Raw genomic sequence first — 19,660 nt, forward strand, 5'->3', positions numbered from 1 at the left:
AGGACGTGTCAGGCGTCGGAACTCAGTAAGGTTTTTTTGAAAGTTTTTCCGAAGGGCGTAAATGGGGCCCGGCGACCCCATCAATAGATCAGGCTCAGCCCCGCCAGATCAAAGCGCTGCACCTGTAATTCTTCGGTCAGGGTGCCGAGGGCCGTGTCGAGCATATCGAGGCGGAACACGCCGCTGACTTCACGGGTGCCGAGGTCGGCATTGGTCAGCACCACCTTGCCCGGCCGGTAGCGGTTGAGCTGCTCGATGACCTTGGCCAGCGGCAAGCGGTCGAAGATCAGCACACCGCGACGCCAACTGGTGGCGCGCTCCAGGTCGAGGTCGTCGAGGGCGACCACGCCGTTCTCGGGGCTGTAGCGCGCAGCCTGGCCTTCCTTGAGCACGGTTTCTTTCTGCGGCACCGCTTGCAGCGTGACGGCCACACTGTGTTGCAACACCCCGACCCAAGCCTGCCGGTCGTCCTCACGTTCGACCACAAACCGCGTGCCCAGGGCGCGGGTTTGCCCGCTGGCGCTCTGCACCACGAACGGCCTTTTCTCCTCACCGGCCATGGGCGCCACATCAAAGATCGCCGAGCCTTTGATCAGGCTGATGCGCCGCTGCACACCGTCAAAATCCAGCTTGATCGCACTCGCAGAATTCAGTTGCACGCTGCTGCCGTCCGCCAGGTGCACGGTGCGCACTTCGCCTTTTTGGGTGAGGTAATCGGCCTGCATCTGCAGCAGCGCCTCAGGCCCGCGCACCCAGCCGACGCCGGCCACCACCAGCAACAGCGCAACACTCGCCGCCATGCGCCACGGCCTGCGGCGACGAGAGCCGCGCACCGGCGCCGCGGTGGCGGGCGGCCGCTGGCGATGCACCGTCTCATCGCGATGCACCTCGCCCAGCGCCGCCCACGTCTGCTCGGCAAACCGCAGCGCCGCTTCATGGCGGCTGTCCCTGGCGATCCATTGGCGCAACTCGGCCTGCTCCTGATCGGTCAGGGCGCCGGCGTGCAGGCGCACCGCCCAATCGGCAGCCGCCTCGGTAATGCTGTGCTGTTGCGGACCCGGGCTATTCACGTGTGAATCTCGAATTTTTCGTTATATAACGCTGTGACGTCTGACCCCAGGTTTGTCGGTAATTCATTCGTCGGACGGCCCCGCCTCACCTTCCTGCAAACGCTGCATGACATACGCCAGCGCCTTGGCCAGGTGCTTTTGCACTGAACTGTCGGAAATGCCCAGGTGGCGCGCGACCTGGGCATGGGTCATGCCCTCGATCCGGTTGAGGCGGAAAATCTGCCGGGTACGCTCCGGCAATTCCGCCAGTGCCTGCTTCAATGCCTGCCGCTGTTGCTGCGCCATCGCCTGAGCCTCCAACCCGGCCATTTCATCTTCAATCTCGGCCAGCGCCTCATGGGGCACGGAGTCGGTCTTGCGCCGCGCCTCCTGGCGGATATGGTCGATCAGCAGATTGCCGGCCGTGCGATAGAGATAGCCCTGGGAGTTGTCGATGCGCTCGCTGGCCGGCTTTTGCGCCAGGCGCAGGAAACTCTCCTGCACCAGGTCTGCGGCCAACTGCGGGTCCCGTACCTTGCGTGCGAGATACCCGCGCAGGGTATCGGCGTGCTTGAGAAACAGGCCTTTGAGATCCACGTCCGACAAACCGACTCCCTGGAATGTAAAGGAAACAGGCGGGCATCTTAAGCGTTATCGAGAATGATTTTCAATTGAATAAACAGGTGCGGGTGGAGACGTCAGAGATCCAGCAGTTCAGGGCCAAAGAAACGCTCGAAAAACTCGGTCGGCTGATTGTCCTCCGTCAACAAGTCGAAATGCCGCCCCACCCCACGCCCAACCGACAACAGTGTATTGGCCGACGCCGGCGTGCCGGCATAACCATGGCCAATCAACCACTGTTGCGTCGATAGTCCTTGTGCCCGCGCCAACGCCGGCGCCCGGCCTGCGAGCCAGGCATTCACCAGGCAGACCTGCTCACGCTCCTCGCCATGAAAATAGGTGGCCACACCGCCGTTGGCTTCAAGCAAACCCGCCTCACCTCCGTCGACGATGGTTTTCAAGCTGTCCAGTGAGCACGCAGGCAGATCGAACTCTTCAGCCCGCAGCGGAAAACCGTAGGCACGCGCAGTACTTGCAGGCCGCCCTTGGCTGATCAGCCAATCGAGAAAAGTGATGCCTGGATTTTGTTGGCGGAACGCCAGATATGCTTTAAGCACCGCGGCGAAGGGATGGCCGGTGGGCACCCAGCCGCGTTTTTTCGGCGGCGTTGGGGCGGGTGAAGCCGCGGAGGCGGAGCGCAAAAAGCAGCGCAAGTCATAACCGAGCATGAACAACGACGCTTCGAAGGCATGGCAGCGCTCGCGTAGCGACAGCTGTGGCTGCGGCGGCGTTGCCTGGAACAGCGACGTACGCGTCAGCACCTCCCGGATGATCCAGCCCAGTTGCACCTGGGCGCGGGCCCATTTCTCGCGCGGAACCTGAGGGCTGAAAAACTGCGGGGCATTGGCATAACCCAGTTCGCCGGGGTTACGGATTTGCTTTCCACGTGCCGCGCCGGAGGGGAAATCCAACACTGCCGGGCACGTGGCCGTTTGCCGATACAGGGCATAAAGCATGGCGATGGCCGCGCCGACACGGCTGTCGTAGATCGGTGAACCGCTGACGTCGACCAGCGCATGGATCTTGGTCAGGCCGGCATCGAAGCGTCGGATTGTGCGCGAATCAAGGGCACTGAGCCTTTGCGAGCCAGCAAGGTCGAACAGCGGCTGGCAGGCCGTCAAGTACGCCACCAAGTCATGTTTGAGCATCAACTGACGCAAGAACACCAGCGCTCCCCGTACGCCGCCCCATTGCAGGACTGCCACGCACGCCTTGAAGACTTGCTGGTCATTCCTGGCCAACAGGCCAGCTTGCAGACGTTGGTGCAGCAGGGCCAATGACGCCTGGGTCTGACTCCAGTTCTGTGAGGTGACCCAGTGCCCGGTGACCGGATCCTGCCAGCGGGTTTTCCAGCAGTAGTGAGGCAGCAACGACTCGATGCCGACCACACGCTGCTTCAAACCCATGGGTACATAGCGGCTCCGGGAAAAATTCAATTGCACCGTCAACCGGGGCAATTCCAGGCAGAGCCAATCAATAAAGGCCTTCACATCAGGTTGAGCGAGAAACCGGGAACGCAACATGGATACCACCGGGTAAGTCGAGGAGTGAGCCAACACTATCAATGGGCCCACTGTGGGAAAGCGCAGTGCGCATGATGGCATATCGACACCCCTCGGAAAATGCCGCAATCTGCCGCGTCGTACACCGGTAAAACTGACAGGTCATTACGCCCTACTGACAGGGCACCACAGGATTCTCAAGAAGAGATAGCGTCATGAGCGATGCAGTACGCTTCAACCAGATCATCGAAACCTGGCGGCAACAAAAGGACTTCCAGGACCTTTTACCCTACAACCAATACCGTCACTGGCTCGACTACCAGCGCCTGCACGAACACAACTTCCAGAACATGTTGTTCTGGTTGCTCAACCCACGAGAAGGCCACCAGTTGGGCGACTTTTTCGTCCGAGCCTTGCTGGACGCGCTACCAGCGTTTAGCCCGGCGAACAAAACCGCCCTGGAAGGCTGGATTGAGGAGGAAAGCTGGATCGCCCCCGAGACGTTGCAAGCCATGAACCTGCACAGCCTGTGCGTGGCGACCGAAGCCGGACGTATCGATCTGGTTCTGGTCGACCCCGTCAACCGCTTCGTGATTGCCATTGAACGCAAGGACCAGCATGTCCTGACCAAAGACCAACTGAAACGCCACACCGACTGGATCGAGGAACATTACGGGCAGCACTACTACTGGCTCGGGGTGGTTTGCGACAGCCGCCACCAACTTCGCCAACAGCCGTTCACTGACAGCAATTGGCTGCATATCGACGATCAATGGCTGATCACAGCCCTTGATCAAGCCGTGAGCCGGGCGCAACCCCATGTGCAGGACCAACTGCTCAATATTCGTTCGCGCCTGGGTTTGATCGAGTCATGGGAAAACGACCCGGTCTTCGTTGCCCTGAAACCCAAACTGGCTGAGTTCGCCGCCACACATTCCGGGCTTATTGACGAGTTGCTAAGCCTGAAGCTGACTGCTCCCGAGGTGCCGCTGGTCGGTATCGACGCGCAATGGGCAGTCAAACACCTGCTGCCGGCGCTCGCCAAAAGCAACGCCGAAGACGAGCAGGTCAAGGCGGTCCTGCACGCCGTCGAGCATTTTGAATTGCTCTATGCCTTGAGAGACCTGCACAAGCGCCGCCCCGCGCGTTGATGGTGTCGCCGGCAAGGACTGTTCGATTATCGAACCGTCCTTGTCGTTTTTGCTGTGCCGGCGATTGACCAAATTAACCAATCAGTACATTTTCTACCCACAGACCAAAGGCACCTTCATGCCGACTAATAAAAACTGTGGAGAATCCCTCATGCCCCCGATCGTGCTGGTGCTCAACGGCCCCAATCTCAACCTGCTCGGCACCCGCGAGCCCGCCACTTATGGCCATGAAACCCTGGCCGACCTTGCCGCCCTGTGTGGCCGCAGCGCCGAGCAACTGGGCCTGAAAGTCGAATTCCGCCAGACCAACCACGAAGGCGAATTGCTGGACTGGATTCACGGCGCCCGCGCCCGTTGCGCCGGGATTGTGATCAACCCGGCAGCCTGGACCCACACCTCGGTAGCGATCCGCGACGCGCTGGTGGCCAGTGAAGTACCGGTGATCGAAGTGCATTTGTCCAACGTGCATGCCCGGGAAGCGTTCCGTCATCACTCCTTTGTGTCGCCGATCGCCAAGGCGGTACTCGCCGGCTTTGGCAGCCATGGTTATCACCTGGCCCTCGAACACTTCAGCAAGACCTTGAAGGGATGAACCCGGTGTCCAGACGTCGAATTCTCGCCGGCCTGATCGGCGCCGGCATCCAGGCCTCCCGCACGCCGGCCCTGCATGAGCACGAGGGCGATGCCCAGGGCTTGCGGTACCTGTATCGCCTGATCGACCTTGACCAGTTGCAGGTGGATACCCGCGCCCTGCCCGACCTGTTGATGGCGGCCGAGCAGATGAACTTCACTGGCTTGAACATCACCTACCCGTGCAAGCAGGCGATCCTGCCGTTGCTGGATGACCTGTCGCCCGAAGCACGGGGCATCGGCGCGGTGAACACCGTGGTGTTCCGCAACGGTGAACGCATCGGCCACAACACCGACTGCCTGGGTTTTGCCGAAGGCTTTCGCCGCGGCTTGAATGACGTGGCACGCAGGCACGTGGTGCAGATGGGCGCGGGCGGTGCCGGGGCGGCAGTGGCCCATGCGCTGCTGGGCGAAGGCGTGGAACGCTTGAGTATTTTCGACATGGACCCCGAGCGCGCCCGGAGCCTGGCGGACAACCTCAACCAGCATTTCGGTGTCGGCCGGGCCAAGGCGGGCAATGACCTGGAAAGCGCCATGGCCGAGGCCGACGGCCTGGTGAACACCACACCGATGGGCATGGCCAAGCTGCCCGGCATGCCGGTGCCGCTGCACACTTTGCGCGCTGATTTGTGGGTGGCCGAGATTGTGTATTTCCCGCTGGAAACCGAACTGCTGCGCAACGCCCGCGCCCTGGGTTGCCGCACGCTGGATGGCGGCAACATGGCGGTGTTTCAGGCGGTGAAGGCGTTTGAGTTGTTCAGTGGGGAGGTGGCGGATGCAGAGCGCATGCTCGCGCACTTCCAGAGCATGAACATCGAACTGTAGAAACCGGATCAAAATGTGGGAGCTGGCTTGCCTGCGATGCAAGCACCTCGGTACTTCAGACAAACCGAGTTGATCCTATCGCGGGCAAGCCCGGCTCCCACATTTGCTCGGTGTTGAACTCAGGCCTGCAGGTAGCGCAACACCGACTCGCAGATCATCGCCCGATGCCGCTGCTTGACCGCCTCGTCCGACAACTCGATCTGAAAGATCTCGCTGAAGGTGTGGCGGTTGGACACCCGGTAAAAGCTGAACGAGTTGATCAGCAAGTGCACGTCCAGCGGCTCCAGCCCTTCACGGAACAGCCCCAGTTCGGCGCCCCGGCGCAATGTGGTGCCGAGGGCTTCGAGGATGTTGCTGTTCATCGCCTTGATCGATGTCGACTGCTTTACATACTCGGCGTTGTGGATGTTCTCGATGCTCACAATCCGCACAAAATCCACGTTCTGATCATGGTGATCAAAGGTGAATTCCACCAGCCGACGGATCGCTTCCCGAGGCTCCAGGGCCGTCAGGTTCATCCGGGTTTCGGTGTTGCGAATGTCGCCGTAGAGCTTCTCCAGCACCTCGACGTAGAGCTGCTCCTTGCTGCCGAAGTAGTAATAGATCATGCGCTTGGAGGTCTGGATACGCTCCGCGATCGCGTCCACCCGGGCGCCGGAAAGGCCCTGGGTGACAAACTCGACGATGGCTTCCTGGAGGATGTTCTCGCGGGTCTTTTCCGGGTTGTTCTTGCGACTCTTGCGCGGCGCGGCGGCCGCGGCGGGAAGCTCGGAAGTCAGGGTCATGGTGCGCTCACGGCCTTAGGTGCAGGCGGTGATTATGGGCTGCCGCGCACGCCGAAGGAAGCGCCGGCACCTTACAGCCTGGCCTGGCGCGCCGCACCGCTGCGGGACTTGGCCATGGCCGCCAGGCGCACCGCCACGTTGGCCGCGCCGTAACCGGCATAACCGTTCTTGCGCTGGATGATCTCGAAGAAAAACCGGCCTTCGAACGGCTCGGTGTACACGTGAAACAGCTCACCGCCCTGGGCGTCGCGGTCGTACAGCACGTTGTAGTACGCGAGCTGGCTGAGGAACTCGTCATCGAAGTCAAACCGCGCCGCCAGGTCATCGTAGTAGTTCAGCGGGATATCCAGCAGCGGCACGCCGGCATCCTTGGCCCGGCTGACCTCGGCGAAAATGTCCGCGCAGTCGAAGGCAATGTGGTGCACACCCGAGCCGCGATAGCTCGACAGCGCGTGGGAAATCGCGGTGTTGCGGTTCTCTGAAATATTCAGCGGCAGGCGAATCGAGCTGCAACGGCTGCGCAGTGCGCGGCTTTTCACAAGGCCGTACGGGTCGGGCAGTACCACTTCGTCATCGGCTTCGAAATCCAGCAGGCTCTTGTAGAACAGCACCCAACTGTCGAGGCTGTCGGCGGGCAAGGCCATGGCCATGTGATCGATGCGCAACAGGCCGCCACTGGCAGCGCTCGCCGGTTGCAGGTTGAAATCGGTGTCGTAGAGACCACCTTCGTTCTGGTCCACCAGGTAGATCAGGCTGCCATCCGGTGCGCGCACCGCCGCCAGCTCCAGCTCATTGGGGCCGACCAGGCCGCGATACGGCTGGCCCTTGTAGGCCACCGCCCGCTCCAGGGCCTTGGCGCTGTCTTTCACGCGGATCGCCGTGGCGCACAACGACGGGCCATGGGCCTCGAAGAAGTTATGGGCGAAGGAATAGGGTTCGCAGTTGAGGATCAGGTTGATATCGCCCTGGCGCAGCAAGCTGACGCTCTTGGAGCGATGCTGCCCGGCCTTGACGAAGCCCAGGCGCTCCAGCCATGAGGTGAGCTTGGCGCCGAGGTTTTCATCCACAGCGAATTCGAGGAATTCAATGCCGTCGTATTCGCTGGCGGCGGGGGTTTGAAACAAAATCTCGGGGACCGGTCTGGCTTCCTCGGCCAGCCGCTGGCGGGTCTTCTCTTCGAGATACAGCAGCGAGCGCAGGCCGTCGGCGGCATTCGCCCGGGTCGGTGCGGCGCGGAAGCCGTCGTTGAAGATTTCCAACGACAACGGCCCGGTGTAGCCACTCTTGATGATCGGGGCCAGGAAGCCTGCCAGGTCGAATTCGCCCTGGCCGGGGAAGCAGCGGAAATGCCGGCTCCACTCCAGTACGTCCATCGCCAGGAGCGGCGCGTCGGCCATCTGCACAAAGAAAATCTTGTCGCCGGGGATCTCGGCGATGGCACTCGGGTCGCCCTTGAGGGACAGCGTGTGGAAGCTGTCGAGCAACACGCCGAGGCTTGGGTGATCGATCTTGCGCACCAGGTTCCACACCTGTTGCCAGGTGTTCACATGCCGTCCCCAGGCCAGCGCTTCGTAGCCAATGCGCAGGCCACGGCGGCCGGCGTGTTCGGCCAGCAGGCTCAAATCATCCAGCAGAATGCTTTCATCGCCGACGGCATCGGCTGACGCGTTACTGCACACCAACACCAGGTCGGTGCCCAACTCCTGCATCAAGTCGAATTTGCGCTCGGCCCGCTCCAAGTTGCGCGCCAGGCGGTCGCGGCGGCAGCCTTCAAAATCCCGGAAGGGCTGGAACAGGGTGATGGCAATGCCGAGGTCGGCGCACATTTGCCTAACTTCACGCGGGCTGCCGTCGTCATACAGCAGATCGTTTTCAAAGATTTCCACGCCATCAAACCCGGCCGCCGCGATGGCTTCGAGTTTTTCCGGCAGGGTTCCGCTCAAGGAAACGGTGGCGATGGAGCGTTGCATGGGGCGACTCCCGGCATTGAGGCATGTCTTGTTTACGGCAAATTATTGGCCGCTGAACTCCTCACAGCAATTGAAATGTACGAACCGGTTAGTTTTATGGGCGATTATCGAACAGAATGGCAATCAGCGAATTGACGATTTTTTAGCCACTGCGCACCATCGACAGCACATTGAGTCCCGCTCCTGTTGAGCGGCCTCGGTTAACCAAGACCCTGAACACACCATAAAAATTTCAAAAAAACGGGTACTTCCTCATGCCTTCGCAAACTCCCGCCGTGGCCGTGCGCCACAGCAATCCCCATAGCGGCATCGGCGACAAAATCCGTGGCGCCATGGCTGTCGGTAAAACCCGCTGGGGCATGCTGGCCCTGGTGTTTTTCGCCACCACCCTGAACTACATCGACCGCGCCGCACTCGGCGTGATGCAGCCGATCCTGGCCAAGGAAATGAGCTGGACGGCGATGGACTACGCCAACATCAACTTCTGGTTCCAGGTCGGCTACGCCATCGGCTTTGTGCTGCAAGGCCGGTTGATCGACCGGGTCGGCGTCAAGCGCGTGTTCTTCTGCGCGGTGCTGCTGTGGAGCCTGGCCACCGGCGCCCACGGCCTGGCCACCTCGGCGGTGGGCTTCATGGTGTGCCGGTTCATCCTCGGGCTCACCGAGGCCGCCAACTACCCGGCCTGCGTCAAGACCACCCGCCTGTGGTTCCCCGCCGGCGAGCGTGCGGTGGCGACCGGGATCTTCAACGCCGGCACCAACGTCGGCGCAATGATGACGCCGATGCTGCTGCCGCTGATCCTCCACGTGTGGGGCTGGCAGGCGGCGTTCCTGTGCATGTCGGCACTGGGCGGCATCTGGCTGGTGTTCTGGGGTTTGAAGTACTACAACCCCGAAGACCATCCGAGCGTGAAGCAATCGGAACTGGACTACGTGCAGCAGGAAGTGGAACCGGAACAACCCCGCGTGCCGTTCAGCCGAATCCTGCGCATGCGCGGCACCTGGGCCTTCGCCCTCGCCTACTCGATGACCGCGCCGGTGTTCTGGTTCTACCTGTACTGGCTGCCGCCGTTCCTGAATCAGCAATACAACCTGGGCATCAACGTGACCCAGATGGGCATCCCGCTGATCATCATTTACCTGACGGCGGACTTCGGCAGCATTGGCGGCGGGATTCTGTCTTCGTTCCTGATTGGCCGCGGGATGAATCCGATCAAGGCGCGGCTGTTGTCGATGCTGCTGTTCGCCTGCTGCATCGTCGGCGTCATCATGGCCGCCGGTTCCAGCCAACTGTGGGTCGCGGTGTTTGCCATCTCCCTGGCCATCGGCGCGCACCAGGCCTGGACCGCCAATATCTGGAGCCTGGTGATGGACTACACGCCCAAGCACATGATGAGTACGGTGTTCGGTTTTGGCGGCATGTGCGCGGCCATCGGCGGGATGTTCATGACCCAGATCGTCGGCCATATCCTGACCGTGACCAACAACAACTACACCGTGCTGTTCACCCTGATTCCGGCGATGTACTTCATCGCGCTGGTCTGGATGTACTTCATGGCGCCACGCAAGATTCCGACCGTCGAGGTCTGAGTTTCCTACCTGCGCCGCTGCTGCCAGGCAGCGGCCAACCCGCTCAGGCAAATCACCCCGATCCCGACCACGGTGGTCAGGTCCGGGGTGTGGTTGAACACCAGCCAGCCCAACAACCCCGCAAACACGATCTGGCAATAGCCGAACGGTGCCAGCAGCGCTGGCGCCGCGAAGCGGAAGGCCTGGGTCAGCATCAAGTGTGCGGTCATCCCGCAGGTGCCCAGCGCCAGCATCAACACCCCGTGCCACAGGCTCGGCACCTGCCAGAAGAACGGCACCAGTGCACTCATCACCAAGGTGTTGCACAGCCCGGCGAAGAAGTTGCTGGTGGTGGGTGTGTCGTACTTGCTGAGGATGCGCGTGAGCAGCTGGTAGAAGCAGAAGAACAGTGCGGAGGTCAGCGGCAACAACACCGCCGGCGTAAACAGCTCACCGCCCGGATGCACGATGATCAGCACCCCGATAAACCCGCAAATCACCGCCAGCCATTGGCCGCGGGTCACGTGCTCGCCCAGCAGCGGCACCGACAACGCGGTGACCAGAATCGGCGCAAGAAAGTTGACCGCCGTGGCCTCGGCCAACGGGATAAAGTGCAGCGCCGCCGTAAAGAACAGGCTGGTGCCCAGCAGGCACAAGGCCCGCGCCACCTGCAGCAACGGTCGCTTGCTGCGCAGCACCCGCAGGCCCGATTGCGGCAGGAAGATCCCGGCCATCAACAGCGTGTGCACCAGGTAACGGGCCCACACCACCATCACGATCGGGTAAAACCCGGCCAGGTATTTGGACAGCGCGTCGTGGCTGGAAAAAAGAAAAGTCGCCACCACAATCAGCAAAATGCCTTTGAGCGGGTGGTTGACGCCGGAAAGTGGGGTACTGAGGGTCATTGCATTCTCTTGAGTGGCAGGCTGAAATGACCGCCGCATGCCGCGGCATAATCTAGAACGGGTGACGCGCCTCGCTCAAGAGCATAACCAAACACTGTTCGAACAGCGCACTAAATTGCGCTTTTCCAGTCCAACGCTCCACGCCCACCCGCCCATTGCGCGTTTTTTAACCAAGGCCTTCTCACCATGAAAAAAACCCTGTTGATGCTTTCGACCCTGGCGCTGCTCAGCGCCTGCGATAAACAAGCCGAGACGGCTAAAGCGCCTGCTCCGCCGTCGGTTCAAGCGACGTTGGTGCCGGAAGTGCTGCCCACCGACAAATGGGTCGGCAAGTGGATGGGCGTCGAAGGCCTCAACCTGACCATCGCCAAGGACGACAGCATCGGCCGTGGCCACTATGTACTGACCATGAAATACGGCCTGGATGACGATGACTCCGGCACCTTCAAGGGCCAGGCGTCTGAAGACGGCATCACCTTTGAACGCCCGGACGGCCCGCAGATCCTGAGCGCCGGTGACGGCGAAGCCACGGGCCTCAAATGGCTGGCCGACAAGAAGGACTGCCTGATCGTCGACACCGGCGAAGGTTATTGCCGCGACTGACACAAGCTTCATACAGGCCGGACGAGACAGCGTTTAGCATCGTCAGACAGCCGGACTGGCGCCAACCCTACACACCAACAACACTGAGCTGCAGGTTTAACAAGAGGATTGCCACATGCTATGGAAAAAAGGCCGACGCAGCGACAACGTGGTGGACGCCCGCGATGACAGTGGCGGCGGTGGCGCAGGCATGCGCTTTGGTGGCGGCAAGGGCCTGAGCCTGACGGCGATCGTGCTGATCGTCGGCATCGGCTGGCTGACCGGCCAGGACCCGATGCAGATCCTCGGGCAACTCAGCGGCCAGCTCACCGAGCAAGCGCCCTCCGTCAGCCCGCAAACCCGCCAGGCGCCGCCGGCCAATGATGAACAGGCTGACTTTGTGCGCGCCGTGCTCGGTGACACCGAAGACACCTGGGCCCAGGTGTTCCAGGAAAACGGCCTGACCTACAAGAACCCCAAGTTGATCCTGTTCCGTGGCCGGGTGAACTCTGCCTGCGGTGGCGCCACGTCCGCCAGCGGGCCGTTCTATTGCCCGGCAGACCAACAGGTGTACCTGGACCTGGATTTCTTCCGGGAAATGTCCCAGCGCTTCAAGGCCGCTGGTGATTTCGCCCAGGCCTACGTGATCGCGCATGAAGTCGGACACCACGTTCAGACGCTGCTGGGCATCTCCGCGAAGATTCAGGCAGCCCGCCAGCAAGGCCGGCAGATGCAAGGCGACGGCGGCCTGCTGGTGCGCCAGGAACTGCAAGCCGACTGCTTCGCCGGGGTGTGGGCCAACCGCGCACAAAAGCGCCTGAACTGGCTGGAGCCTGGCGACATTGAAGAAGCACTGAATGCGGCCAACGCCATTGGCGATGACCGCTTGCAGCAACAGGGCCAGGGCCGTGTAGTGCCTGACTCGTTTACCCACGGCACCTCGGCACAGCGGGTTCGCTGGTTCAAGACCGGCTTCGCCCAGGGCCAGATCACTCAATGCGATACCTTTACCGCCAAGAGCCTTTAAATGAATAAACGACTGGGTCTGCTGTTAGGTTTGTTGATCACCTGTTCTTCCTCCTCCTGGGCCGCCGAGCATGGCGTCAAGGAGGTCAGTCCCGATCGTTTCCACCTGGATGCCGGCGACCTCAGCGTCGGCTTGAGCCAGGACTGGCGCCAGCCACTGCCTCAAGTCACCCGCGCGCTGATCATCGTGCATGGCCGTTTGCGCAACGCGATGACCTACCTGGACAGCGGCGAAAAAGCCGCCGAAGCCGCAGGACAAAACGCCAACACCCTGGTGATTGCGCCGCAGTTCCTCAACCAGACCGACCTCAAGCGCAACCAGATCGACAGCCAGACCCTGCGCTGGAACAGCAATGACTGGATGGCCGGCGAGCCGTCCACCGGCCCGGGCCAGATCAGCTCCTATGGCGCGCTGGACCAGATCATCAAGCACCTGGGCAACCGCAAGCTGTTTCCGAACCTGAAGGAAATCGTGGTGGCCGGCCATTCCGGCGGCGGCCAGGTGGTGCAGCGTTTTGCCCTGACCGGGCATGATCACCCGCTGTTGCAAACCGAAGGCATCAGCTTGCGCTACGTGGTGGCGAACCCGTCGTCCTACGCGTACTTCAGCCCGCAGCGTCCGGTGAAGTTCGATGTTTCCAGTTGCCCTGATTTCAATGACTGGAAATACGGCATGCAAAACCTGCCGGCCTACGCCAAGGGGCAAAGTGCCGAGCAGCTGGAGCAAGCGTATGTGTCGCGCAATGTCACCTACCTGCTGGGCCAGCAGGACACCGACCCGAATCACCCGGCGCTCGACAAGAGCTGCGGGGCTGAAACCCAGGGCGCGTATCGCCTGATTCGCGGGCACAACTATTTTGACTACCTCAAGCAGCGGCACCCGCAGTTGGGCCACAAGCTGGTTGAAGTACCGGGCGTTGGGCATAACGGGGACAAGATGTTTACCTCGCCTGAAGGGCAGAAGGTGTTGTTCTCCCAATAACTGACAAAACCGGATCAAAAATGTGGGAGCTGGCTTGCCTGCGATGGCATCCGCTGGGTGTTACTGATACACCGCAGTGTCTGCATCGCAGGCAAGCCAGCTCCCACATTTGATCTTCATTGCCTGGGGTTAGAGCATCCGGCGCAGTACCGCGCAATCTTCAGCATGCCAATCCGCCAGCTCCGGCCACGGGTTTTCCGGCAGATTGACCAGCACAGTCTTCGTGCCCGCCGCCCGCCCGCAATCCAGGTCAAACCGGTAATCACCGACCATCACCATCTCTTGCGGCGCCACTTCCCATGCTTGCGCCAGCTTCAACAAACCACCCGGATCCGGCTTTGGCGGCGCATCATCACGCCCCAACACATCCTCGACCGCAAAGCAGTCCGCCAAACCAATCGCCTGCAATGTCACATGGGCCAGCTCCCGCGCATTGCGCGTCAGGATGCCCAGGCGATAACCCCGCCCGGCCAACTCCCGCACCAACTCCACCGCACCGGTCGCCGCCACCGAACCCAGCGCCAACTCACGCTCGTGTTCCAGCAACCACGCGTGCTTGGCCGCGGCTTCATCGGCAGGCAACGCCGCCAGGTGGGTCAGAATGTCGTCGGTCGCCGGAATACCCAGCGCCACGCGAATCGCCGCAAAGTCATGCACGGCCACCGTCAGGGTGCCGTCCATGTCGAACACCCAGTGCTTCACATCAGCCAGGCTCATGCCCAGTCCTTGCGATGACGAATCAAGCCTTCCTGCGTGACCGACGCCACCAATTGCCCGGCGCGGTTGTACACGCTGCCCCGGGAGAACCCACGGGAATTGCCGGCCCACGGGCTGTCCATGGCGTAGAGCAACCAGTCATCGGCACGCAGGTCGGCGTGGAACCACAGCGCGTGGTCGAGGCTGGCGACTTGCATGTCTTTCTGCCACACGGTCTTGCCATGGGGCAGCAGCGAGGTGGTCAGCAAGCCGAAGTCCGAGGCGTAGGCCAGCAGGTATTTGTGCAGTGCCGGCGAGTCGGCCAGGGCGCCGTCCGCGCGAAACCACACGTACTTGACCGGGTCGGACGGCTGCGGGTTGTACGGGTCTTTCTCGGTGACCGGGCGCACTTCGATCGGCTTGGGGCACAGCAGCTTTTCGCGCATGTGCTCAGGGATCAGGTGCGCGCGCTGTTGGGTGAGCTCCAGCTCCGACGGCAGGTTTTCCGGGCCGACCACCACGGGCATGGTGGTCTGGTGCTCGAAACCTTCTTCGTCGTACTGGAACGAGGCGCTGCAGGTGAAGATCGGATTGCCCTTCTGGATCGCCGTCACCCGGCGCGTGCTGAAACTGCCGCCATCGCGCACCCGGTCCACCGAGTAAACCACCGGCAACGCCGCATCGCCGGGGCGCAGGAAGTAACCGTGCAACGAATGCACATGCCGCGTCTCCTCAACGGTCTGGCTGGCCGCCGACAGCGACTGGCCCAATACCTGGCCGCCGAACAGCTGGCGAAAGCCCAGGTCCTGGCTGCGGCCGCGAAACAGGTTTTCCTCGATCGGCTCCAGGGTCAGCAGGTCCACCAGATCTTCCAACACTTGGCTCATAGAGCATCTCCTACAACAATCTATTGGGCATTCCGGGCTGCTTATCCGTGCAGCGTGTCCAACCATTGGGCGCGGGTGATGCGATACAACACATGATGCCGCACCGGGTCATCCGCTGCGACCTTGGGGTGCTCAAAATCTGCCAGGGGATCGTAATGCATACCGATGGCCTGCATGACTTTTTGTGATGGCAGATTGGCTTCAGTGGTAAACGAGACAATTTCGTCCAGCTTCAGCCGGTCGAAACCACAACGCAGGGCGGTCCAGGCGGCTTCACTGGCATAGCCCAGGCCCCAATGCTCCCTGGCCAGGCGCCAGCCAATTTCCACCGCCGGGGTGAACGGGGCGTCGAAGCTCACATTCAACAACCCGGTGAGGCCGATGAATTCGCCGCTGTCCTTGCGCTGCAAGGCCCACAGGCCAAACCCGTACTCGGCGAAATGGCCGCGAATGCGCCCGATCAGCGCGGCGCTTTCCAGGCGACTCAACGTGGCCGGGAAATACCGCATCACCTGCGGGTCGGCGCACATGCGCGCAAACTCCGGCAAATCGGCATCGCTCCATTGGCGCAGCACCAGGCGTGCGCTCTCCAATTCCAGTATCGGCTCCATTGGTCCCCCTCCCTTGCCATGTGCGTGAGTGTAACGCGCTGTTAAGATCCTTCGCTGGTTCCCGTCAGAAATCGCCATGCCTTTGCCATTGATCTACCACGACGACTACAGCCCCGAGTTCCCGGCGGACCACCGCTTTCCCATGGATAAATTCCGCCTGCTGCGTGACCACCTGGTGGAGAGCGGCCTGACCCGGGACAGCCAGCTGCTGCGCCCGGAACTGTGCCCAGCCGAGATTCTGGCCCTGGCCCATGAACCTGGGTATATCGAACGCTACATGAGCGGCGAGTTGTCCCGCGAAGACCAGCGGCGCCTCGGCCTGCCCTGGAGCGAAGCGCTGGCCCGGCGCACCGTGCGCGCAGTGGGCGGCTCGTTGCTGGCCGCCGAGCAGGCACTGGAACACGGCCTGGCCTGTCACCTGGCCGGCGGCACCCATCACGCTCACTACGATTACCCGGCGGGGTTCTGCATCTTCAACGACCTGGCGGTGATCAGCCATTACCTGCTGGCCAGCGGGCGGGTCAACCGGGTGCTGATCTTCGACTGCGACGTGCACCAGGGCGACGGCACCGCGCGCATCCTGCACGACACCCCGGACGCGATCACCGTGTCCCTGCACTGCGAAAAGAACTTCCCCGCCCGCAAGGCCGAAAGCGACTGGGACATCCCGCTGCCCATGGGCATGGGCGACGAGGATTACCTCAAGGTTGTCGACGATGCCCTCAACTACCTGCTGCCGCTGTATCAGCCCGACCTGGTGCTGTATGACGCCGGCGTGGATGTGCACAAGGACGACGCCCTCGGCTACCTGAAGCTGACAGACGAAGGCGTCGCCGCCCGCGATGAAAGCGTGATGCGCCACTGCCTGGGCCGCGATATTCCGGTGGTCGGGGTGATCGGCGGCGGCTACAGCAAGGACCGCCCTGCCCTGGCACGTCGCCACGGGATTCTGCACCACAGTGCGCAGCGCGTCTGGACGTCATCAGGCTGTCATTGAGTTATGCACGTTACCCACAATCGCTGTGGAACTGCCTGTGGATAACCTGAGTGGAAACCTCTGCAAGCCATACGCCGCATGGCCTGCAGAACGCTGTACGTTTTTTGATCAGGCAGCATGAGCATCCTCGGGTAGAATGCTCGGCCTACTTTGCCGAACCGCAGTTATCCCCATGCCCCAGACTCACACCTCAGCTCAACACGTCATCATCATCGGCGGCGGCCCGGCCGGGCTGATGGCCGCCGAAGTGTTGAGCCGGGCCGGCGTGCGCGTCGATCTGTACGACGGCATGCCGTCGGTGGGCCGCAAGTTCCTGCTGGCGGGCGTGGGCGGCATGAACATCACCCATTCCGAAGCCTATCCGGCGTTTCTGTCGCGCTACGCCGAGCGGGCGCCGTTTATGGCGCCGTTGCTGCGTCAGTTTGGCGCCGAGGCGTTGTGCGAATGGATACACGGGTTGGGGATAGAAACGTTTGTCGGCAGTTCCGGCCGGGTGTTTCCTACCGACATGAAAGCCGCCCCGCTACTGCGTGCCTGGCTTAAGCGCCTGCGGGACCAGGGCGTAGTTATCCACACCCGCCATCGCTGGCTGGGCTGGCATGCCGACGGCAGCCTGCTTATCCACAGCCCCGAGGGCGGTAGAAGCGTGCGCGGTGATGCGGTGCTGCTGGCATTGGGGGGCGGCAGTTGGTCGCGGTTGGGCTCGGACGGTGCCTGGCTGAAGGTGCTGGAAGGCCAAGGCGTGCCGTACGCGCCGCTGCAACCGAGCAACTGTGGCTTCGAGGTCTCGGCCTGGAGCGAATTGATGGTCAGCAAATTCGCCGGGGCACCGTTGAAAAACGTCGCCATCGGGTTGGCAGACGACAAGCCTCGGCTGGGTGAATGCGTGATCACCGCCACGGGCATCGAAGGCAGCCTGATCTATGCATTGTCGGCGCCGATTCGTGAGGCGATCAACCGGGATGGATCGGCCACGGTGCATATCGACCTGCTGCCAGGTAAGCCGCTGGACAAGGTGATTACGGCATTAAGCAAGCCACGCGGATCCCGCTCGATGAGCAAGCATTTGCACAGTCAGTTGGGGTTGGATGGGGTGAAGGCGGCGCTGCTGCGGGAATTGACGCCGGCTGAGCACTTTAATGATCCGGCGCAGCTGGCGGTGGATATCAAGGCACTCCCGTTGACGCTGGTGAAAACCCGGCCGATGGACGAGGCCATCAGTACTGCGGGCGGTGTGCCGTTTGAGGCGCTGGATGAACGCTTGATGATCAAGCAATTGCCGGGCGTGTTTTGCGCAGGCGAGATGCTGGATTGGGAAGCACCGACGGGCGGGTATTTGCTGACGGGGTGTTTTGCCAGTGGGCAAGTGGCAGGGCGCGGGATTCTGGAGTGGTTGGCGGAGCCTTGAAATACGCCATCGCAGGCAAGCCAGCTCCCACATTTTGATTTGTGAACACATTCAAATGTGGGAGCCGGGCTTGCCCGCGATGAGGCCCGGCCAGTCAGCGCAAATTACTTCTTCTTACGCGGCCCGGTGTTAAACGCAGGCACCTTGCGCACCGGCTTGATCGACGGCTCCGCCACCGACACTTCGCCACTCTCCACCCACTTGCCCAGGTTGCGCTTGCCGCCACCGGACGCCTTGGGTTTCTTCGGCTTTTTCGGCTTCTTCACCACCTGGCCAGTGGCATCGGTATCCGGCACACGGTGCTCCGGTTCGAAGTCCTGCTCCATCTTGCGGGTCAACGTCTGACGGGTCAGCATCTCAATGGCCGACAGCATGTTCACTTCATCGGCACACACCAGGGAAATAGCCTCACCGGTGTTGCCCGCACGACCGGTACGGCCGATGCGGTGGATGTAGTCCTCGGCCACGATCGGCAGGTCAAAGTTGACCACCAGCGGCAAGTCTTCGATGTCCAGGCCACGGGCCGCCACGTCGGTAGCCACCAGAATCTGCACGTCGCTGCTCTTGAAGCGATCCAGCGCACGCTGGCGCGTGGCTTGTGGCTTGTCGCCGTGAATCCCGTCGGCATTGATGCCCAGGCCCTGGAGTTTTTCCACCAGCGCGTCCACACCGTTACGGGTCTTGGCGAACACCAGCACCTGCTTCCAGCGGCCCTTGCGCATCAGGTGCACAAACAGCTCGGCCTTGCGCTTCTTGTCCACCGGCACCACCCATTGCTTGACGGTGTTGGCGGCGACGTTGCGCGGGCTGACTTCGACGGTCAACGGGTCGTTGAGCATCTGCCCGGCCAACTGGCGGATCTCGTCGGAGAAGGTCGCGGAGAACAGCAGGGTCTGGCGCTTTTTCGGCAACATGCGGTAGATGTTCGCCAGTTCTTCGGAAAAGCCCAGGTCGAGCATGCGGTCGGCTTCGTCCAGCACCAGGGTTTGCAGCTGATTGAGTTTCAGCGCGTTCTGGCGGAACAGGTCGATCAGGCGGCCAGGCGTGGCCACCAACACATCGACGCCTTTGCGCAGCTTCATCATCTGCGGGTTGATGCTCACGCCGCCGTACACGGCGTAAGTGGTCAGCGGCAGGTTTTGCGCGTACTCGGCGACGCTGGCGTGAACCTGTTCGGCGAGTTCGCGGGTCGGGCACAGGATCAGCGCGCGCACCGAGTTGGCGCTGACTTTCGGCCCTTCCATGGTCAGCAGTTGCAGCAGCGGCACGGCGAAACCGGCGGTTTTGCCGGTGCCGGTCTGGGCCGCAGCCATCAGGTCGCGACCGGCCAGCACCGCCGGAATGGCTTGCGCCTGCACCGGCGTCGGGGTCTGGTAGCCAAGCGTCTCAAGGGCGCGCAGCAAGGGTTCGATCAGGCCAAGTGTGGCGAAAGTCATGGAAGTACCGTAGGAAAAAGTCAGCGCAA

The 19,660-nt window shown here is 61.9% G+C and carries 19 protein-coding genes; 9 read left to right on the top strand and 10 right to left on the bottom strand.

Annotated elements, in window-relative coordinates:
* Positions 1-80: 80 nt before the first annotated feature.
* The 3 genes from P3C29_RS28980 to P3C29_RS28990 all read right to left on the bottom strand — a co-directional run bounded on the left by P3C29_RS28980 (position 81) and on the right by P3C29_RS28990 (position 3,193).
* Positions 81-1,070 carry a FecR family protein gene (locus tag P3C29_RS28980; protein ID WP_275966057.1) on the bottom strand — a complete coding sequence of 330 codons (990 nt, stop codon included), beginning with the start codon at positions 1,068-1,070 and terminating at the stop codon, positions 81-83.
* A 63-nt stretch (positions 1,071-1,133) separates the two neighbouring features.
* Positions 1,134-1,655: an RNA polymerase sigma factor gene (locus tag P3C29_RS28985; protein WP_201125426.1), complete on the bottom strand. Its 522-nt coding sequence runs from the start codon at positions 1,653-1,655 to the stop codon at positions 1,134-1,136.
* 92 nt (positions 1,656-1,747) lie between these two features.
* Positions 1,748-3,193 carry a hypothetical protein gene (locus tag P3C29_RS28990; protein ID WP_275966058.1) on the bottom strand — a complete coding sequence of 482 codons (1,446 nt, stop codon included), beginning with the start codon at positions 3,191-3,193 and terminating at the stop codon, positions 1,748-1,750.
* A 194-nt stretch (positions 3,194-3,387) separates the two neighbouring features.
* Between P3C29_RS28990 and P3C29_RS28995 the strand changes: the two genes are divergently transcribed.
* The 3 genes from P3C29_RS28995 to P3C29_RS29005 all read left to right on the top strand — a co-directional run bounded on the left by P3C29_RS28995 (position 3,388) and on the right by P3C29_RS29005 (position 5,778).
* Complete coding sequence (locus P3C29_RS28995) at positions 3,388-4,323, top strand: PD-(D/E)XK nuclease family protein (RefSeq protein WP_201125428.1); 936 nt, start codon at positions 3,388-3,390, stop codon at positions 4,321-4,323.
* Between the two features lie 151 nt (positions 4,324-4,474).
* Positions 4,475-4,915: a type II 3-dehydroquinate dehydratase gene (aroQ, locus tag P3C29_RS29000; RefSeq protein ID WP_087693554.1), complete on the top strand. Its 441-nt coding sequence runs from the start codon at positions 4,475-4,477 to the stop codon at positions 4,913-4,915.
* Complete coding sequence (locus tag P3C29_RS29005; RefSeq protein ID WP_275966059.1) at positions 4,912-5,778, top strand: shikimate dehydrogenase; 867 nt, start codon at positions 4,912-4,914, stop codon at positions 5,776-5,778. The genes aroQ and P3C29_RS29005 overlap by 4 nt, the downstream gene beginning before the upstream one ends.
* A gap of 119 nt (positions 5,779-5,897) precedes the next feature.
* Here P3C29_RS29005 and P3C29_RS29010 read toward each other — a convergent pair whose 3' ends face one another.
* Positions 5,898-6,563: a TetR/AcrR family transcriptional regulator gene (locus P3C29_RS29010; RefSeq protein ID WP_010174854.1), complete on the bottom strand. Its 666-nt coding sequence runs from the start codon at positions 6,561-6,563 to the stop codon at positions 5,898-5,900.
* A gap of 71 nt (positions 6,564-6,634) precedes the next feature.
* Complete coding sequence (quiC, locus tag P3C29_RS29015; RefSeq protein WP_275966060.1) at positions 6,635-8,533, bottom strand: 3-dehydroshikimate dehydratase QuiC; 1,899 nt, start codon at positions 8,531-8,533, stop codon at positions 6,635-6,637.
* 254 nt (positions 8,534-8,787) lie between these two features.
* Between quiC and P3C29_RS29020 the strand changes: the two genes are divergently transcribed.
* On the top strand, positions 8,788-10,122 hold the full coding sequence (locus P3C29_RS29020) for an MFS transporter (RefSeq protein ID WP_010174849.1): 1,335 nt from the start codon (positions 8,788-8,790) through the stop codon (positions 10,120-10,122).
* A gap of 5 nt (positions 10,123-10,127) precedes the next feature.
* Here P3C29_RS29020 and P3C29_RS29025 read toward each other — a convergent pair whose 3' ends face one another.
* Positions 10,128-11,006: a DMT family transporter gene (locus P3C29_RS29025; RefSeq protein ID WP_003215531.1), complete on the bottom strand. Its 879-nt coding sequence runs from the start codon at positions 11,004-11,006 to the stop codon at positions 10,128-10,130.
* A gap of 186 nt (positions 11,007-11,192) precedes the next feature.
* Between P3C29_RS29025 and P3C29_RS29030 the strand changes: the two genes are divergently transcribed.
* The 3 genes from P3C29_RS29030 to P3C29_RS29040 all read left to right on the top strand — a co-directional run bounded on the left by P3C29_RS29030 (position 11,193) and on the right by P3C29_RS29040 (position 13,596).
* Positions 11,193-11,609 (top strand): hypothetical protein, encoded by a 417-nt coding sequence (locus P3C29_RS29030; RefSeq protein ID WP_010174846.1) that lies wholly within the window; start codon positions 11,193-11,195, stop codon positions 11,607-11,609.
* A gap of 115 nt (positions 11,610-11,724) precedes the next feature.
* On the top strand, positions 11,725-12,615 hold the full coding sequence (locus tag P3C29_RS29035; RefSeq protein ID WP_010174845.1) for a neutral zinc metallopeptidase: 891 nt from the start codon (positions 11,725-11,727) through the stop codon (positions 12,613-12,615).
* Positions 12,616-13,596, top strand: coding sequence for a hypothetical protein (locus P3C29_RS29040; RefSeq protein ID WP_010174843.1), 981 nt, complete (start codon positions 12,616-12,618; stop codon positions 13,594-13,596).
* Positions 13,597-13,725: 129 nt separating this feature from the next.
* On the opposite strand, the gene P3C29_RS29045 is transcribed toward P3C29_RS29040, so the two are convergent.
* From P3C29_RS29045 to P3C29_RS29055, 3 genes are read right to left on the bottom strand one after another with little or no spacing between them, the layout of a single operon-like run.
* Complete coding sequence (locus P3C29_RS29045) at positions 13,726-14,313, bottom strand: HAD family hydrolase (protein ID WP_275966061.1); 588 nt, start codon at positions 14,311-14,313, stop codon at positions 13,726-13,728.
* Positions 14,310-15,179 carry an acyl-CoA thioesterase II gene (gene tesB / locus P3C29_RS29050; RefSeq protein WP_010174840.1) on the bottom strand — a complete coding sequence of 290 codons (870 nt, stop codon included), beginning with the start codon at positions 15,177-15,179 and terminating at the stop codon, positions 14,310-14,312. The genes P3C29_RS29045 and tesB overlap by 4 nt, the downstream gene beginning before the upstream one ends.
* 41 nt (positions 15,180-15,220) lie before the next feature.
* Positions 15,221-15,790, bottom strand: coding sequence for a GNAT family N-acetyltransferase (locus P3C29_RS29055; protein ID WP_010174838.1), 570 nt, complete (start codon positions 15,788-15,790; stop codon positions 15,221-15,223).
* A gap of 76 nt (positions 15,791-15,866) precedes the next feature.
* Between P3C29_RS29055 and P3C29_RS29060 the strand changes: the two genes are divergently transcribed.
* Both P3C29_RS29060 and P3C29_RS29065 read left to right on the top strand, forming a co-directional pair.
* A complete protein-coding gene (locus P3C29_RS29060; protein WP_010174836.1) occupies positions 15,867-16,787 on the top strand; it encodes a histone deacetylase in 921 nt (306 codons plus the stop codon).
* 172 nt (positions 16,788-16,959) lie between these two features.
* Complete coding sequence (locus tag P3C29_RS29065) at positions 16,960-18,195, top strand: TIGR03862 family flavoprotein (RefSeq protein ID WP_275966062.1); 1,236 nt, start codon at positions 16,960-16,962, stop codon at positions 18,193-18,195.
* A 104-nt stretch (positions 18,196-18,299) separates the two neighbouring features.
* Here the strand turns inward: P3C29_RS29065 and P3C29_RS29070 are convergent, their stop codons facing one another.
* Positions 18,300-19,631: a DEAD/DEAH box helicase gene (locus tag P3C29_RS29070; RefSeq protein WP_275966063.1), complete on the bottom strand. Its 1,332-nt coding sequence runs from the start codon at positions 19,629-19,631 to the stop codon at positions 18,300-18,302.
* Between the last annotated feature and the right edge of the window lie 29 nt (positions 19,632-19,660).

This window comes from Pseudomonas sp. 1912-s, assembly GCF_029269205.1.
Lineage (GTDB): Bacteria > Pseudomonadota > Gammaproteobacteria > Pseudomonadales > Pseudomonadaceae > Aquipseudomonas.

Bases quoted from the DNA above. Each gene is read 5' to 3' on its own strand.
- P3C29_RS28990 (WP_275966058.1), bottom strand. From the start codon at position 3,193: ATGTTGCGTTCCCGGTTTCTCGCTCAACCTGATGTGAAGGCCTTTATT.
- P3C29_RS28995 (WP_201125428.1), top strand. From the start codon at position 3,388: ATGAGCGATGCAGTACGCTTCAACCAGATCATCGAAACCTGGCGGCAA.
- aroQ (WP_087693554.1), top strand. From the start codon at position 4,475: ATGCCCCCGATCGTGCTGGTGCTCAACGGCCCCAATCTCAACCTGCTC.
- P3C29_RS29005 (WP_275966059.1), top strand. From the start codon at position 4,912: ATGAACCCGGTGTCCAGACGTCGAATTCTCGCCGGCCTGATCGGCGCC.
- P3C29_RS29010 (WP_010174854.1), bottom strand. From the start codon at position 6,563: ATGACCCTGACTTCCGAGCTTCCCGCCGCGGCCGCCGCGCCGCGCAAG.
- quiC (WP_275966060.1), bottom strand. From the start codon at position 8,533: ATGCAACGCTCCATCGCCACCGTTTCCTTGAGCGGAACCCTGCCGGAA.
- P3C29_RS29020 (WP_010174849.1), top strand. From the start codon at position 8,788: ATGCCTTCGCAAACTCCCGCCGTGGCCGTGCGCCACAGCAATCCCCAT.
- P3C29_RS29025 (WP_003215531.1), bottom strand. From the start codon at position 11,006: ATGACCCTCAGTACCCCACTTTCCGGCGTCAACCACCCGCTCAAAGGC.
- P3C29_RS29030 (WP_010174846.1), top strand. From the start codon at position 11,193: ATGAAAAAAACCCTGTTGATGCTTTCGACCCTGGCGCTGCTCAGCGCC.
- P3C29_RS29035 (WP_010174845.1), top strand. From the start codon at position 11,725: ATGCTATGGAAAAAAGGCCGACGCAGCGACAACGTGGTGGACGCCCGC.
- P3C29_RS29040 (WP_010174843.1), top strand. From the start codon at position 12,616: ATGAATAAACGACTGGGTCTGCTGTTAGGTTTGTTGATCACCTGTTCT.
- P3C29_RS29045 (WP_275966061.1), bottom strand. From the start codon at position 14,313: ATGAGCCTGGCTGATGTGAAGCACTGGGTGTTCGACATGGACGGCACC.
- tesB (WP_010174840.1), bottom strand. From the start codon at position 15,179: ATGAGCCAAGTGTTGGAAGATCTGGTGGACCTGCTGACCCTGGAGCCG.
- P3C29_RS29055 (WP_010174838.1), bottom strand. From the start codon at position 15,790: ATGGAGCCGATACTGGAATTGGAGAGCGCACGCCTGGTGCTGCGCCAA.
- P3C29_RS29060 (WP_010174836.1), top strand. From the start codon at position 15,867: ATGCCTTTGCCATTGATCTACCACGACGACTACAGCCCCGAGTTCCCG.
- P3C29_RS29065 (WP_275966062.1), top strand. From the start codon at position 16,960: ATGCCCCAGACTCACACCTCAGCTCAACACGTCATCATCATCGGCGGC.
- P3C29_RS29070 (WP_275966063.1), bottom strand. From the start codon at position 19,631: ATGACTTTCGCCACACTTGGCCTGATCGAACCCTTGCTGCGCGCCCTT.